Here is a 15,097-nt window from a genome sequence, read left to right on the forward strand (position 1 = left end):
GCTATTGCGCCGCAGCAGCCTCGGATTCCCTGAACCCGTTTTCCATCAATTTGTTCAGAACCTCGATCGCGAACTGAGACTGTTTTTCCGTCGGTATTCTCGTCGGCATCTTCGAGCAGACGTCCAGCACTCCGTATTCCGATGGTGACAACAGCTTGTTGGAGCGCCCCCAAGTCTTGGCCTGTGCCCAGAACTGTCCACCGAGTTCAAAGACACGGGTCTGAGCCTCGACGCTTTTCGTCAGGTTCTCGTCATCCGAGACGTCGTCATCTTCCGACTTGGCCTCTTCCGGCTCAATCAGAATATCCCCGAACTCCTCCGGGTAGGACAGTTCACGCTTGCGGAAGGCTTCCCAGCAGGCCTGCTTCTTCGCCCACTCGCTCATGTTCCGAATGCCCTCAGGCGGGTTGGTGATCGCCTCCTGCGCCTCGGCGGCTGCGACAAGCAGCGCACCCTCCAGAGTTGCGGGAGCGTCCTGCGACCGCCAGACCCGGCTCAGATCGACCACTAGGTCCCGCTCGGCCGCGTCACGTGCGACCTTGGCGATGGCATAGGTCACGATGTTGGCGCGGTAACCTCCTTCGTACCAGTCCTGGGCCGACACCAGCTTTTCCATTTTGCGGAAGATGATCGCCTTGGAAATCAAATGGCGATACCAGGCCTCGTTGATGCGCGCACCATTCTTGCCCCACACCTTTTCGATAGTCTTGGCAAAGTCAGCAAAGTTCTTCTGCGCACCCAACGAAACCATGTGGGGCTTGCCGCTCCAAGTGTTTTCGAATTTGGCGAGGTCTGTCTTGGTGAAGAACTGGCGCCGTGGAAACTCGGCGTCCCACTTCTTCCGCTCCGCAGGGGTTTTCTTGCTGCGCTCGTCTGCGTACTGGCCCCGGGCCCGTTCGTAGAACCATTTGGTTTCGCGGTACCCGTTGATGCCGACCGGCGCCAGGATTTTCCGCGAAAGCTCCTCGATCTTGATGTGGAAGGGGTGGTTGGCGAAGAAATCCGCCGCATTTACCTTGTTCTGGCTGTTGGCGAATTCCGAGATGCGCGGAACGACGGTATCCGACAAGATCGGTGGAACGACGCTCAATTTCATCTGGACGAAGATGTCTTTCAGACCCTCGCCGGCCAGTTTCCGCGCTGCGTGAATTGACGCTGTCGTCTGCCCGCCGTTCACAATCTGAAGGTTGTCGGCCTTGGTGATGACCAGTCCTTCTTCGGTCGGTGCCAGCTCAACACTTTCAGCAGTTGCAGCCAGACCGTTGTTGTAGGCCAGGAACATGTGGGGCTCTTCCAAGATGGTCTTTCGGATTCCCTTGTTCACGTTGCCCCGGGCCTGCAGAAAGCTGCGAACGTTGGATTCCAGCAGGCGCGCACCCCACTTGTCGTAGATGGCAGCCAGCTGGGAGCCTGGTATGACCGCGATGTAGCTTTCCAGTGCGGCATCCGACCCTGAGGCTTTCAGAACCGGGATGCCACCGCCAAAATCCTCGGCGAAGTCGATCGTCAGGTCGGCCCGCGCCTTGCCCTGCTCGACAAAGGCCTGCAGGCGCTTGAGATCCCAGACGTTGTACGTGACCGGCTTGTCATCGATGTTGCCGGCCGGCATGGCGTCAACCTTGGCCCTGTTGTCCGAGTTCGTGACGAAGATCAGCTTGATCTTCTCGATGCCGTTCCAGCGGGTGTTGATTAGATCGGCTAGACCCGCTCCGAGGCTGGTTTCTTCCAAACTCTCTCTGAACGCCTCGCGCCGGGCGTGGCGGAGAAATTCGACCAGTTTGTTGAACTGAGCTTTCAGATCAGCCCCACGCGTCAACCGTACTTCAGGCGTAATCTGAAAATCACACAGGATTAGCGACAGGACACCATCGCTTTCCGCGGGATCGCCTCCGTATCCGCTGACTTGCAGGTGGACTACGCGCCGTCCTTGTTGTTCGCTTCCCTGAAAATAGGCATAGTCGCACTGATCGATCTCGCCTGCTTCGGTCAGGATTTCGCCGACTTTCTCGAAAAACGCTTCCTGAGTGTACAGGCCCAACGCATCCGCGTCGCCTTGGATGTCTGCGATGAAACTCTGGTGGAAATCTGCAAGATCCGACATTCGTCAACAACTCCGCAAAATCTGGTTCAGGTCTTCTGACCGCTCAAAGGCTGCGCAGGCATCCAGACGGATCGCATAGCTCACCTCTTCGACGCCCGGCGGCAGAGGTGGCACCAACCTGGGGAAACCTTCTCTGACTTCGAATGTCCGCACCGTCCCCAGATACCAGCGGCGGTTTTCCTCGACCGTTTCGTCCTGATATCCGGTCGCCGCGAGCCTCTGCTCCCAAAGGTCCAGTGCCTCAATGTCCGCATCGAACAACTGGGCCGTGCAGCGGACGTGATCGGCCAGGTTTTGTCCTTCGTCTCCCAGCAGGGTGTCGACGTCGTGCACCCGCAGGCAGAACCTCGCGCCTTCGATGTCCGACAATTGCGCTTCCGATGAAATGCGCACCTTGGGGTGCGCGCCGCTGCGCCGTGCCTTAATCTCGAAATACAGTCCGGGCAGCTCAAAATCCTTGGCGCTGTTCTCAGGGCCTTTCCAGGCATCCACGGCTTGGGTCGGTCCGATGTTCTGAACCAGCTCTCTGAGGAAGGCTAGCTCGGCCACCAGACCCTGCTGTTCTTCAATAGACAGGCCGCGCCTGCCGCCGCTGCGCAGCAGGTGATGCCAGCGCAGCGTTCGACTGACTGCGCGCGATAGGGCGTGCTGCGGTTCGCTCGCCTGTTCAGCCGCGGCTACGACGTCTCGGCACAACGTCTCGAACAAGTCGATGTGGGCCTTTTCCTGCAAGGTGATGCAATAGGAGTTCCGGCCATCGACGACTCGGTAGAACACCCCGATATGCTTCAGCTTGGGCAGCGAGCATACTTCGGACATATCATCCGACATCCGCAGAAGCAGGGCAGGCGCGTTGTCGGGCATGCGCACCCAGAAGAAATCATGGCACCCCTTGCTGTTCACACGCCGCGCCCCGCTAGGGGGCAGTCCGTCCCACGGCGTCTCAGTCATCTTCGAAGGCTCCATCATCCTCTTCATCCGACCCATAGATCTCGCGGAACTTCTGGGTATTGATGATGTACTCCACCCGATCGCTCGGCTTGGCGGATTGGGGGAAGCTGATGCTCCAGCCGATGACGGGCCGATCTGGGATCCGGTCCAAGTGCGGGAGATCGCCTTCCTCCGGCGGCCGGACCTTGACGACATGGAGCACGAACAGCGGCTTGTCGCGCACCTGCCTGTATATTCTATCCGGGAATGAAGGCCGGTGGGATTCAGGCTTTCCGTCCTCTTTCAAGCTCTGAAGGTATTCCTCTTCTGCCTGTTTCGCCTTCACCGGCTCGACACCGATCTTTTCCACGCCGCGTGAGGCGATACGAGCACGTTTACCGCTCATGGAAAGCATGTGGTCAGTCAGATCCTTGTAGCCGACGCTGCGCACCTGAGGGCCTACCCTCCACCCGGCGATATCGAACAGCTCCGTGTCGCCGGAAACGCTGGTGACCAACACGTCCCATTTCTCCAGTTCGTCATGCTGTCGCTCGCCGATGTAGGATCGGATGGGCGTGGTTTGCGTCAGGAAGGCCTGTTCGTGGTTGCGCCACGCCAGCAGGAAGTTGTCAATCAGGTTCACCGAGACATCGCGGATCAGGAAGCCACCGGTTTCCTTTTTGGCTGAAGACCGGTGGAAACCTGCGCTGGATAGGCCCTCCAGGAATTTCCGGGCGGCGTCTTCGTTGGCTGAAATATCTGCCGGTTTGGCGCTGATCTTGGCCGTTTCGACCCAAGCGTTGGACAGCCCGATCAGCACGTGCTTCTGGCCCGACCCCATCTTGTTGCGCGCGGTCACCAACAGTGATGCAGGATGGCTGCGCACGGCCAAACCGAAATCGGCGGGCGAGGCCTTTGCCTTCTCCATCTTCTTGAGTTCCAGATGGAGCTCCTCACTGGCCTCGGCGATGTGGGCGTACCAGTCGATCGCCTCTGATGGCATCCAGATCCGACACAGATCTTCGTACCCGCCGCGGTAGCCGAACCACCGACCCATCTGCATCAGGGTGTCGTACATCATGGTGTTGCGCAGGAACCAGGTGATCGTTAGGCCTTCGAGAGTAAGCCCCCGCGACAGTGAGAAACCGCCGACTGAGATCACGGTCTGACCGACGGGGGATTCACCGGAATAGTCCAAGCCATTGGATCGGCTGTTGACCTCGACGACCTTGGCTGGCGCCACGGCGTCCAGCATGGCGCTTTGGATCGGATCCCAATCCAGTTCGGCTTCCGCGTATTCCCGTTGCCAGGTTTTCTGCAAGGCGGCGATCTGAGGGTCGCGTAGTCCGTCCCTGCCACGCGATCCGTTGACCCGCAGAGAATCGAGAATCGCACCTAGGTATTCGTGTAGACGGTTCCGCAATCTGCCTTGGACATCAGTGAAACGGCTCGCGTTGACCAGCATCGAACAATGAGAAGATGCCTGACCGCGTAGGTTCCTGATGGTGCGGGCGATCAGAAATGCTCGGGCTGCCTCCTTGAGGCTTTCAGGCAGTTCATCCACCTTACGGTCGATCTTGTGTTTGATCGGCAGGATATCTTCGTTGTCACGGATGGTGCGCAGCCAGACAGGATCACCTTCGTCAGGGATGCCGTCGATGAAGATTTTCTTCGCGCCGAAGTAGTTCGACGGCGCGTCCAACCCGACGATGAAGTGTTTGGGGAACAGGTCTTCCTTCAACACGTCGTCGTACTGATCGGGATCGACGAAGATGTTGGCGAAAGGCGTCGCAGTGTAGCCGACATAGCAGCTGCGATGAAACATATTCAGAAGATCGCGGATCTGACTGTTGATCTTCGTGATATCTTCTTTGGAATACTTGGTGTTGATGGACGCGTTGTCAGCCTCGTCATCGATCAGCAGCATGGGCTGGTCGATCATTTGATCGTCGCCACGTGCGCTGTTCTCGCGCAGCCAGTCCAGAAGGTTCTTCAAAGTGCTGTGGTTCTTCTTAATCACCAGCACCACGGGCACCTTGTAGGAGTCGATCTGGCTGGTGTTGGTAGACGCGGTGCCTTTTTTGAAGTCGAACAAGGTGTTAGTGAGACTCACCGGAACCTTGCGGTCGTCGAAAAGCCCGACACCGATGGCCCGGTTTCCCTTTTTGCCTTGGGTTGCAAGGCGCCCCGTGTCGCGGCCGATGAAGCCCTCGTCGATCCGCTCCTGGGTCTGGTTGCGCAGATTGTTGTGGATCCCGGCAATGACAACGATAAGCCGATACCCTGCGTCGGCGGCTTTGCAGATGAGCCCGGTGTAGTTCGCCGTCTTACCGCTCTGGACGTGACCAACCACCATGCCCCGGCGATCCCACTTTTCGGCCAGTCCCGGGTTGCCTAGCCGCCCAAGTATTCGGTCGGTGATCTGGTCCAGACCGGTTACGACGTCCTGCGGAAGACCATTCTTGTGCAATAGCTTCTTGTAGCGGTCCCAGTAATAAGGATCGATGCTGGCCTTGGCTTCGTCCAACCAGGGGCGGAAACTCTCGTCGTCGACGGTTGCGCCAAGTCCCATGGTTATGCCGAACCGCTCTTCAATGTCGCGAGCCAGCTGTTCCAACGCCTCTGGAGCGGCATTCACGTTGAGAGCAGCGTTCATGGTCTTGATGAAGCTTCTAAGATCGTCGCCGCTCTTGCGCTCATGCGCCAGAGACTGGGAAACGACGTTATCCAGATGCTTGAGTTGTGCGCTCACTAATGTTCTCCTTGCTCGATTTCTTCAGCCAGCTGCCGGACGGAATCCTTGTGATTCACGAATGGCTCGGTTGAACACAGGGTCTTGAGGATTTCGGAACCTGTCATGCCGGTCTTCAGTAGTTCCCGAATGGCGGTTTCGGCCATTTCCGACAGATCGGCGAAATCCGACCTGTCCGACTCGACACTTTCGGCACCGCCAAGCATGTCGGCATGCAGCGCTGCGACAGGCAGACCGGACCCCAGAAGCGTGATGCAGGCCCGAAAACCGTGTCGGAACTCCTCGGGCAGGAGATCCGAAAAGCCTTTGATCGACGGGTGTTCTATGTTTGGCCGGTACACGATCCCGCCATCTTTCTGGATGCGGTTCCAAAGCGGCAGGTTTTCTTCTGACACCAGCTTTCGGCCGCGACGCTGATATGTGCGTTTGGAGGTTCCTTGGAGCCTTTCGACGATCTTGCGAAGACGCTCCCGAACGATGGGCGGCATCTGGGCTGACGCTTTGCGCACGTCGATCTTCCAGTCCGCGTCCATCGTGTTGGGGATGTCGACCCTGACACGCGACAGTTTCGTCAGCTCGGTCTGCCTAGCTAGGCCCAGCCAGCTACCTGCGATGATAAGGCGCTTTTCCCTGTAGATGTAGAACCCCTGCGATCGCAGATGCCCCTCGGGCCCGCCCAGCTCCTCCCATTCGGCTCTCGACATCATCTTGTGATGCGGCAGTGTATAGCATTGGGTAACGACCTCGCCTCTGACCAAGGGCAGAACTTCTTCCGGATCGACCTGCGTTGCCTTGTGGGTCGTGGCGAAAGGGTCATTCGGCGCAAGAAGCCGACCGTTCAAAAGGAGTTTCAACTTGGGTCTGCTTCCCTCCATGTAGCGGTGGAAGCAAAGGCGCAGGTGCCGTTCCGCGCCCGACAGCGCCTTGTTGATCTCAGCGGATCGTTTGGCCGTGTCGTGCCGGAAATTAGTCGAGAGTCGGTCCAACTTGCGCCAGAGGACTATTGTTCCGGTCTCGGGCAGTCTGTCTACTGCAGGAAGGCCATGGAGGTCGTCCTCCAGATCCACGTTCCAGACATTCTTTTTCGCCACCTTGTCCAGATCCCAAGTGGCCCCCGAAGTATGTCCGTCCCTGCGGGAAATCACAGTAAGCTGGCGGCATTGCGAAAAGCTGGCGCTCTTCAACCCCAAGCCAAAGCGACCAAGATCGTGTCCTTCGCGCTCGGCCAACGGGTTTTTTGAACCCGGTCGCATGGCTTCTATGAGTTCTGCCTCCGTCATGCCGGATCCATCATCGACGATCGCGATCCAAGGTTCGTCGGTAGTTGTTTCGGCCAGAACCTCGACGCGTCCGGCTCCGGAGGTGACCGAATTGTCGATGATGTCGGCCATGGCAGTTTCTAGGGTATATCCGAAGTCCCGCATGCCTTCGATCAACGATGCGGCATGTGGTGTGGCATCCGCCTGCCTTTTTCCGTTGATTTGTAGGTTGCCTTGGACTGATTGCACGGCTTCTTCTCGCTGTCTGTCGTATTTGCTTGAAATCTGCAGTCCTTTCTCGAGTCCCGAATTGACACCAGTTCCTGCGAAAGGTGAAGAGGTCATTTCGGTTTCTCTCCCAAATTCGGATCGGGCCGTCGCGTTCGCAGAGTTCGCCCCGCGGCCGCGTTCAATTGCCTTCAACAGTTAAAATGGTGATGCGCACTAAGTGAAACCACCTGCCTGAGGTTTGAAAGTCTGCCATTTCCTTTCGATCTGGCGCCATTTTTAATGAAAGTTGAGATCAACAAGATGGTAGGCGTCGCCCGAGGTGGATGTGTCCGCTGACCAGGTGGTCCTCGGATCGATGCAAGCAGTTGAAGAGTATTCCGCAATATGTCGAAGTATTCCACTTGATCCCGTGTCGCCAATGCCATTTGGCATTTAGCTTTTGAAGGACTGCAACTCAGAAAAAAGGAAGCGGATATGAAAAAGCCGAACCGCAATGCCGACATCAAGAACCCTAACAAAGGTACTCCGGGGCAGAACAAGACTCATGCCAAGGCGCAAGGAAATCGCGGCAAGCAGCTGAACCCCCACAACAAACTTGCGGGTTCAAAAAAGCCGTGATTCATATTGTACGGGGCCGTTTGTCGGCCCCGGCAATTTTAGAAAGAACAATGACCAAAAAACCAACTTCGAAAAAGGACAAGTTCCCTCAAACAAAAGAACTTGTGCGTATCGCCTTGAATGATGGAATGACCCAGGCAGCAATTGCAACCATGTGCAGAACTCAGCAGTCACAGGTGAGCAAATGGAAGTCGGGCGAGCGATTGGCGGCCCGCGGTCAGGTAACAGAGTTACTCAAACGATATGGCGACAAATTCCGCCGTGTTCCTTTCAAACTCTATCAGACGAGGGGCAATTCCAGCGCGTCTGAGCAGTTGGTGCGTGTCGAAGGGAAGTTGATACTGAGAGAGAAGTTCCGCGCGACATGTGGTCTTGCAGGGCGCAATCGTGATGGTTGCACGGCGCTACGCATCTCTGTCCATCATCAAAAAGATGAATTCTTTGTTGTCGTGGTCGAAAACACCTGTGCACCTTTCCCTGGCCCAGGTCTCCGCCACCAAGTTCCCACTATCACGGATCGGCATGCATCATGGTTTTTGTGCGGAACGCTTGCGGCGGCGATAAAGGAGTGCAACATCGGGGAACTGCTGAACTGGATGTATAGCCTTGGTAGGAGCAAATCAGTCGATGATTTCCCGGGACTGTTCGAGCTTCCATTTCTTGTGACAGAATCGCTTTTGAACCACGGGTTCAAGTTGAAAGGTATTGTGGAATTCAAGGTGCCTGAATAGACTGGCGGTCCACAACCAGACAGCCCAACCAGGCATCCCGGCACCGCCAAGTAACGGAAAAGGTGCGTCAGGTTCGTGAGCAGTACTGCACGCCACGCGGTCGAGCCTTTTGCTTTCGCGTCGCGCACGAACCGTTTTGGACCGAACGGGACGACCCGAGCCAAAGCCTAACCCGCGATGGCAGGCTCCTCCCCAAGGGGTTAGGGGTGGGACAGCCGCCAAGCCGCGAGCCTGGCTCGCCGCTTGGCGGCGCTTTTTTCGTTTTATGGGTGGGAGTTTGAGCGCCAAGGGTATGATAGCCTTCGGGGCCGGTTGTCCAGTTTGCTTGGAAACCAATTTGTTGGTTTGCGGCAGGCTGGAAGGAGGGGCGATCGGTCCTTGCAACCACTCCTTGCAAAAAATCTAACAATGACAGGCGCGTCGGTTCGCCTCAAAATTTGACCCCGGATTTTGCAAAAATGGCCAAATGTCAAACTAAGGATGGTGCTGAACCATCTATACAGCATGGGGAACTTAGAGCGGCGTAGGGAAAAGGTGGAAGTATACGGGCCGTCGGTCGGGAGCACTCCTCCCGACGATCTCTGTTCACACATCTCTGGAGATCACCAAGCCTTTTAGGGCGCGCCTGCGTTCTTGCCTCCTCACGGGAAAGCCTAAGCCGTCGAGAGTATTCTTTTTTCCGGCACGATTTTTTACTTCTTGAGTATTCGCAAGTTTCCCATCTCGGAACGTTAAAAGGTCTACTTGGCCTGTTCGGGCGCGTAAGCTCTCTATATGGCTCGTGCTGAGCCAAGCTGTACGCTGGCCTGAGTTGAATAAGTGTTCTTCTCTATGCCAAGTGTGACCCAGCATGTGTTTCGTCGCTCAGAGAGCTTTTCTGGCTTGCGTTCGGTTGCGTTTCTTCCAGAGAGTCATGTTTTATTGGGTTTTTGCGCTTAATAGGTTTACCTTTTGGTTTGAAAAACCTGATTTCGGGCCGAAATCTGTCAACTTAATGTAAACTTAGTGTAAACCTTTGGCCTGATTTTGGGGTGTTTTTGAGGTCGAAAGGTTTACATCCGTCGATCCCGCGAGGGGTGGATGTAAACCTTTGTCAACCTTATGCAACCTCAGTTCAATCAGCGAGGGACCCGGCGAGGCAGGGTTCACCAGCCATTCCTCGCTGCAATCTCGAAAACCCATTCCATTTTTCTTTGTGAGGTCGACAAAGGCGCCTCAATAGCTGCACTCTCCGTAAGGTAGGCTCAGGATCACTCCCGTTGCTCACGTCACGGAGGAACCGCAACCAGGCGAGCTCATTCATTGTCAGGACGTCTTTCTGGTCATACATGGCTCCTACCTCCCGAAGATAGTCTTGATCGCCGTCTCTGACCGACTGGTCAACCGAGGATCGGTGTTGTTGGAGGCCTTGCGAATTGCCTTTAGCCAGCCAAGTTCATTCGACGTGACAGGTTCTCCGAACACCTCGAAAACTGCCTCAGCTGCAGTCAGGCCGATCGACTGCTCAATTGCGAGGCGCATAAGGTAGGCAGCGTCGCATTCCAGAGCTTTCGCTAAAGCCGGGACGCGATCCAATGCCACCTTGGAACTACCCTGCTTGATCATTGTAATCATGTTCGGGTTGACGTATCCCACCTGCGCCGCGATCTCGGCTTGGCTCTTGGTAGGTTTCAGTTCGAGCACCCTTCGTTCGACATACGTCGCCATCCGGGTGTCTCCATACGGTTTATTTGTCATCGCTATCCTCTCAGAAGTGATGCAGCACGCGCTGCATGTCTTCGATATAGCGATGATCTGGATGGGAATGCGCGGCGGGAGAAGCAGAAGAAAAGGCCTCCAGAAGGGGCAACTCGGGATCTTGCGAACCCTAGTTCCCACTCAGTTCATACCAAGGCAACGGTTCTATCGCATTTATCTTTGCTGTTAGAGTTACATCGCCATAGTCGTCACCTGCCGTCTTTCCGGCATGCCCTTGGATGGCATCAACCACGCGATCTGAGATACCAAGTTCACGACACTGAGTCTTGAAACGATGCCGCCACGCATGATTGGGCAGCAAACCTTCTGGCGCCAGCCCGGACTTACTAAGCCATGCTGCAACCTGATTTGCGATACGCTTTGCTTTGCGTGAATAGTCCTCTTGTTTCGTGCCGCCATGGAACATTGGGCCGGGATTCGAGGCTTCGACAAAATCGATGAAGCCCTCGCTTATGATCTGGGGATGCAGCGGGGCGTCACGATATCCACCTGTCTTGATTGAACCAGCGTCGGGCGTGATCCTGACAACCCAATGCCCATCGATCTTGCGCACGTCTTCTTTTCGAAGCTGGGTAATCTCAGATATGCGCGCGCCGGTAAAGGCGCAGATGATTGGTGCCCATCGCTTTGCATCGACCAAGTGCGATTTTTCCCTGACGTAGCCACGCTCATCTTCGTTGGGTTGATAGGTGCGGCTGGCCCTCAAGACCTTGTTAGCTTCGGTCACCACGTAGCCGCGTTCTCTGGTGTGTTGTTTCTTAGGCTTTGCTTGCCGCACATTGGCAGTTGGGTTCTCAGTCAGCATTTCGTTTTCGACCGCCCACGAAAATAATGACCTGATGGTTGAGAGATACACGTCACTGACTGTCTTGGCGGACAAATCATTCATCAGGCAATCACGCCACGCTATCAGGTCTTTCTTAGTGACCCGTGTGGCGTCGTCGTGTTTCAGGTGTTTGACGAGCTTATCAATGACCGGCTGTTGTCGGCCTGTGCCAGACCGCATGAACCCGGCTTGCTGACGGTGCGCAACATAGCCTTTCCAGAGCTGTTTAATGCTGACCGGAGTAGGGGCGTTTTCCGAGGGCTGTGCGTTCACAATGATTGATGCGGTGGGTTTGCCTGTAAAATCGCCTTCATCGCGCTCAGCGACGTGCGCAAGTGCTTCTAGCTCCGCATGGCAAAGGGCACGAGCTATCTCACGCCATTCGGTGCTGCCCGGTGCTGCATCAAGGTTGCCAGCGGCCCTGAAGCGTTCAATCTGCGCACCGACCAGTTCACCCAGTTCTGCGTCATTGGCGTTTCCGGCTATGGCGGTGCGTAGGCGTTCGACCAGCAGGTCATCGATGCCAACTGCAGAGTAGCGTGGATCATTTCTAAGCTGATCATCTAAGGCCATGCGCTGGTGGTAGTGGCTGTGCGCGATCTGGCCTGGTGCCAGCGGAAAGCGGGCTGGGGAGTTGGGTTGCTGGTTCGGGTTCGCTTTTTGCTCAGCCACTGCGATCTGGTGTTGAATCTGCGTAACAGCCCCGGGCAAAAGCTTGAGCGCCTCGCGGCGATCACCGCCCAGCGGGATACGCAGTTCGGTCTTGCCGATGATTCCGCGCAGGTCTTTCGGAACCACAACACGTGCGTGATACCGTCCGGAACGGTTTACGAGGTGACGAACTCTGCCTGCCATGGGAACTCCTTTTGTAACCAAAGTTGTAACCTTGAAGCGGACAAATGCCCCTATTTGCAAGGCTTTTCTTTTATATCAAAAGGTTAGGATGGTGGGTGATGAGAGACTCGAACTCCCGACATCTTCGGTGTAAACGAAGCGCTCTACCAACTGAGCTAATCACCCGTGATGCTGCATTTAGCCAAGCCTGCGGGCAGGTGCAAGAGGGTCTGGAAGATTTTCTTGCGTTCCGTCTTCGGCGGCCGACCAACGGGGCATCGTGCAAGCAGTAGGCAGAACATGCGGGTGCTCTGGGCGCCTTTCGGGCCGGAAGGTGCACAGCCTAATTTTCAGACAGATCGATAGAAAACGCTTTGCTGAACCTGCGACCCATCACGTGTAAATGGCCAAAGGCGCTTGCGCGCCACCGGTGGCGTCCGATATCCCCGGAGAGACTGAAACAAACCGGTCGGGAGTTTACATGACCCTATCCTTCGCCCGCCGATTTTGGATGGTGGCATTGGTCCTTGGCGTGACGGCGCTGGCCCCGATCCGGGCCGGTGCAGAAGGCATTCTGGTCTTCGCAGCGGCCAGCCTCAAGACCGCATTGGACGAAATCGTTGCCGGATACGAAAACCAGACCGGTCAGAGCGTTTCCGTTTCCTATGCGGCGTCGTCGGTTCTGGCGCGGCAGATTCAGCAAGGCGCACCTGCGGATGTGTTTGTCTCGGCCAATACGGATTGGATGGATGTGTTGGAGCAGGATGGTCTAATTCGGACAGAGTCTCGAGTGGATCTGCTGGGCAACGGTCTGGTTCTGGTCGGGGCTGAAGATCATGCGCAAATGGGTGAAATCCAGCCCGGATATGACCTTAGGGCGGACTTGAAAGAAGGCTATCTGGCCATGGCACTGGTCGACGCGGTGCCTGCCGGGATTTATGGCAAAGCTGCTTTGCAGAGCCTGAACCAGTGGGAAGCTGTGCGGACACAGGTGGCGCAGGCCGACAATGTGCGCGCTGCGCTGGCTCTGGTGGCGGCAGGGGCCGCGCCACTTGGGATCGTGTACCAATCAGACGCCAGGGTGGAAGAAAGGGTCCGGGTCGTAGCGACTTTCCCTGCCGATCTGCATCCACCGATAATTTACCCTGCGGCCCTGACCCTCGAGGCAAAAGAAGGAGCACACGATTTCCTTGAACACCTGAAGACGGATGCTGTCACGGCTGTATTTCTGGAGCAGGGATTTACCCTGCCGGGCAGGTGATTGCCTTGAATTGGTTGGGACCTGCCGAAGTAGAAGCCTTGAAACTTTCATTGCGGGTGTCCTTCTGGGCGACGCTGGCGACTTTGCCGTTTGGGATATTTGTCGCTTATGCTCTGGCGCGTTGGCGGTTTCCCGGGCGACAGGTTTTGAACGGTCTGGTGCATTTGCCTTTGATCCTGCCGCCCGTTGTCACCGGATACCTGCTGTTGCTGACCTTCGGCATTCAAGGGCCGCTGGGGCGGATCTTGGCCGAGTTCGGGATCGTAGTGGCCTTTCGCTGGACAGGCGCGGCCCTTGCCGCCGGGATCATGGCCTTCCCTTTGATGGTCCGGGCGATACGTTTGTCGATCGAAGCGGTGGACCCGAAGCTGGAACAGGCAGGGGCAACTCTGGGCGCGTCGCGTCCGATGGTGTTTTGTACGGTGACCTTGCCGATGATTTTGCCCGGGGTCATAGCCGGGGCTATTCTGGCCTTCGCCAAGGCCATGGGTGAATTCGGTGCGACGATTACCTTCGTGTCCAACATCCCGGGTCAGACGCAAACATTGCCTTCGGCTGTTTACGCGTTTTTGCAGGTCCCGGGCGGCGAGGCCGCTGCGACGCGGCTGGTTCTGATCTCGATCGTCATCGCGATGAGCGCGTTGTTGCTTTCAGAATATGTGGGACGCCGCGCCGCCGCGCGGGTGGCCGGATCATGAGCCTGTCTGTTCGGTTGCACCATGATCTGCCGGGGATCGATCTGGACGTCAGTTTTGATGCACCCCCTGGCGTAACAGTGCTGTTCGGGCGCTCGGGATCGGGAAAGACCACCATCGTCAACGCAGTCGCAGGGTTGCTGCGGCCCCGGGCGGGCCGGGTGGCGGTAGATGACTGGGTTCTGTTCGACACGGAACAGGGGCTCTGGCTGCCGCCGCATCGGCGTCGATTGGGGTATATTTTTCAGGAAGGGCGGTTGTTCCCTCATCTGACCGTGCGCCAGAACCTTGCCTATGGGCGATGGTTCGCGCCGAAGAATACACGGCGCGAAGATCCCGACAAGGTCATCGACATGCTGGGCATCGGTCATCTGCTGGACCGCAGACCTGCCGGGTTGTCAGGCGGAGAGAAACAACGCGTCGCCATCGGGCGGGCCTTGTTGGCAAGCCCGCGATTGATCCTTGCCGATGAACCGCTGGCGGCACTGGATGATGGGCGAAAAGCGGAAATCCTGCCCTATTTCGAGCGCCTCAGGGATGAGGTTTCGGTTCCGATCCTCTATGTGACGCACTCGGCTGCTGAAGTGGCCCGATTGGCAACGTCCGTCGTTGCGTTGCAGGATGGCAAGGCCGTTCGTCATGGGCCCGCATCCGAAGTTCTTGCCGACCCGTCTGTGGCCCCTACGGGTGTCCGTGCCGTCGGGGCCGTGTTGCAGGTTCAGGTTGCAAAACATCATTCCGATGGGCTGACGGAATTGAATGCCAATGGCGCGCGGTTGTTTCTGCCTCGTATCGGACATGAGATCGGAGCCAACTTGCGTATTCGTATTCCTGCGCAGGAAGTGATCCTGTCGAACAAAAAACCCGAGGGGCTTTCGGCGCTGAATGTGCTCAGCGGTACTGTCGAAGAGATCCGGTCGGGCGAGGGACCCGGTGCGATCGTGTCCGTAAGGACTCCGGCGGGCAATGTGCTGGCGCGGGTCACGCGCCGATCTGTTGTGGCCCTGAACCTGCAACCGGGCAGCACATGTCATGCGGTGATCAAGACGGTTGCGTTGGCACCGCAGGATGTCGGCGGACATATCGTGGCCGGTAGTTAGT

General features: G+C 56.8%; 11 protein-coding genes and 1 tRNA gene. 5 read left to right on the plus strand and 7 right to left on the minus strand.

From position 1 onward, the window contains the following. Nucleotide 1: 1 nt before the first annotated feature. From AC2FFD_RS19880 to AC2FFD_RS19895, 4 genes are read right to left on the minus strand one after another with little or no spacing between them, the layout of a single operon-like run. The gene (locus AC2FFD_RS19880; protein ID WP_257600046.1) at nt 2–2,101 is read right to left on the minus strand and encodes an AIPR family protein; all 2,100 of its coding nucleotides are present in this window, start codon (nt 2,099–2,101) and stop codon (nt 2–4) included. A gap of 3 nt (nt 2,102–2,104) precedes the next feature. Further along, nucleotides 2,105–3,052 carry a PD-(D/E)XK motif protein gene (locus tag AC2FFD_RS19885; RefSeq protein ID WP_257600047.1) on the minus strand — a complete coding sequence of 316 codons (948 nt, stop codon included), beginning with the start codon at nt 3,050–3,052 and terminating at the stop codon, nt 2,105–2,107. After that, nucleotides 3,045–5,783 (minus strand): Z1 domain-containing protein, encoded by a 2,739-nt coding sequence (locus AC2FFD_RS19890; protein WP_257600048.1) that lies wholly within the window; start codon nt 5,781–5,783, stop codon nt 3,045–3,047. Before AC2FFD_RS19890 ends, AC2FFD_RS19885 begins: the two co-directional genes overlap by 8 nt. Further along, nucleotides 5,783–7,387, minus strand: coding sequence for an ATP-binding protein (locus AC2FFD_RS19895; protein WP_496873932.1), 1,605 nt, complete (start codon nt 7,385–7,387; stop codon nt 5,783–5,785). The genes AC2FFD_RS19890 and AC2FFD_RS19895 overlap by 1 nt, the downstream gene beginning before the upstream one ends. 360 nt (nt 7,388–7,747) lie before the next feature. Here AC2FFD_RS19895 and AC2FFD_RS19900 point away from each other — a divergent pair, with 360 nt between their 5' ends. Continuing rightward, nucleotides 7,748–7,891, plus strand: a complete 144-nt coding sequence (locus AC2FFD_RS19900) for a hypothetical protein (RefSeq protein WP_257600050.1) — start codon at nt 7,748–7,750, stop codon at nt 7,889–7,891. Between the two features lie 50 nt (nt 7,892–7,941). Further along, nucleotides 7,942–8,622 carry a hypothetical protein gene (locus AC2FFD_RS19905; protein ID WP_257600051.1) on the plus strand — a complete coding sequence of 227 codons (681 nt, stop codon included), beginning with the start codon at nt 7,942–7,944 and terminating at the stop codon, nt 8,620–8,622. Nucleotides 8,623–9,957: 1,335 nt separating this feature from the next. Here the strand turns inward: AC2FFD_RS19905 and AC2FFD_RS19910 are convergent. The 3 genes from AC2FFD_RS19910 to AC2FFD_RS19920 form a co-directional block, all read right to left on the minus strand. Then, a complete protein-coding gene (locus AC2FFD_RS19910) occupies nt 9,958–10,329 on the minus strand; it encodes a helix-turn-helix domain-containing protein (protein WP_306978690.1) in 372 nt (123 codons plus the stop codon). A 160-nt stretch (nt 10,330–10,489) separates the two neighbouring features. Then, entirely contained in the window at nt 10,490–12,061 is a 1,572-nt protein-coding gene (locus AC2FFD_RS19915; protein WP_257600053.1) for a DUF6538 domain-containing protein, read from the minus strand. A gap of 89 nt (nt 12,062–12,150) precedes the next feature. Beyond that, nucleotides 12,151–12,226 (minus strand) — tRNA-Val (locus AC2FFD_RS19920). Between the two features lie 295 nt (nt 12,227–12,521). On the opposite strand from AC2FFD_RS19920, the gene modA reads away from it, so the two are divergent. Genes modA through modC form a run of 3 tightly spaced genes read left to right on the plus strand, consistent with a single transcriptional unit; the run spans nt 12,522 to nt 15,096 of the window. Next, nucleotides 12,522–13,301: a molybdate ABC transporter substrate-binding protein gene (gene modA, locus AC2FFD_RS19925; RefSeq protein ID WP_496873933.1), complete on the plus strand. Its 780-nt coding sequence runs from the start codon at nt 12,522–12,524 to the stop codon at nt 13,299–13,301. Nucleotides 13,302–13,306: 5 nt separating this feature from the next. After that, entirely contained in the window at nt 13,307–13,999 is a 693-nt protein-coding gene (gene modB, locus AC2FFD_RS19930) for a molybdate ABC transporter permease subunit (RefSeq protein WP_170347349.1), read from the plus strand. Continuing rightward, a complete protein-coding gene (gene modC, locus AC2FFD_RS19935; protein WP_170347350.1) occupies nt 13,996–15,096 on the plus strand; it encodes a molybdenum ABC transporter ATP-binding protein in 1,101 nt (366 codons plus the stop codon). Before modB ends, modC begins: the two co-directional genes overlap by 4 nt. The last annotated feature ends 1 nt before the right edge of the window (nt 15,097 follow it).

It is taken from the genome of Ruegeria sp. YTSC002 (assembly GCF_059609845.1).

Coding starts and splice junctions, on each gene's coding strand:
- AC2FFD_RS19880 (WP_257600046.1), bottom strand. CDS start 2,101: ATGTCGGATCTTGCAGATTTCCACCAGAGTTTCATCGCAGACATCCAA.
- AC2FFD_RS19885 (WP_257600047.1), bottom strand. CDS start 3,052: ATGACTGAGACGCCGTGGGACGGACTGCCCCCTAGCGGGGCGCGGCGT.
- AC2FFD_RS19895 (WP_496873932.1), bottom strand. CDS start 7,387: ATGACCTCTTCACCTTTCGCAGGAACTGGTGTCAATTCGGGACTCGAG.
- AC2FFD_RS19900 (WP_257600050.1), top strand. CDS start 7,748: ATGAAAAAGCCGAACCGCAATGCCGACATCAAGAACCCTAACAAAGGT.
- AC2FFD_RS19905 (WP_257600051.1), top strand. CDS start 7,942: ATGACCAAAAAACCAACTTCGAAAAAGGACAAGTTCCCTCAAACAAAA.
- AC2FFD_RS19910 (WP_306978690.1), bottom strand. CDS start 10,329: ATGGCGACGTATGTCGAACGAAGGGTGCTCGAACTGAAACCTACCAAG.
- AC2FFD_RS19915 (WP_257600053.1), bottom strand. CDS start 12,061: ATGGCAGGCAGAGTTCGTCACCTCGTAAACCGTTCCGGACGGTATCAC.
- modA (WP_496873933.1), top strand. CDS start 12,522: ATGACCCTATCCTTCGCCCGCCGATTTTGGATGGTGGCATTGGTCCTT.
- modC (WP_170347350.1), top strand. CDS start 13,996: ATGAGCCTGTCTGTTCGGTTGCACCATGATCTGCCGGGGATCGATCTG.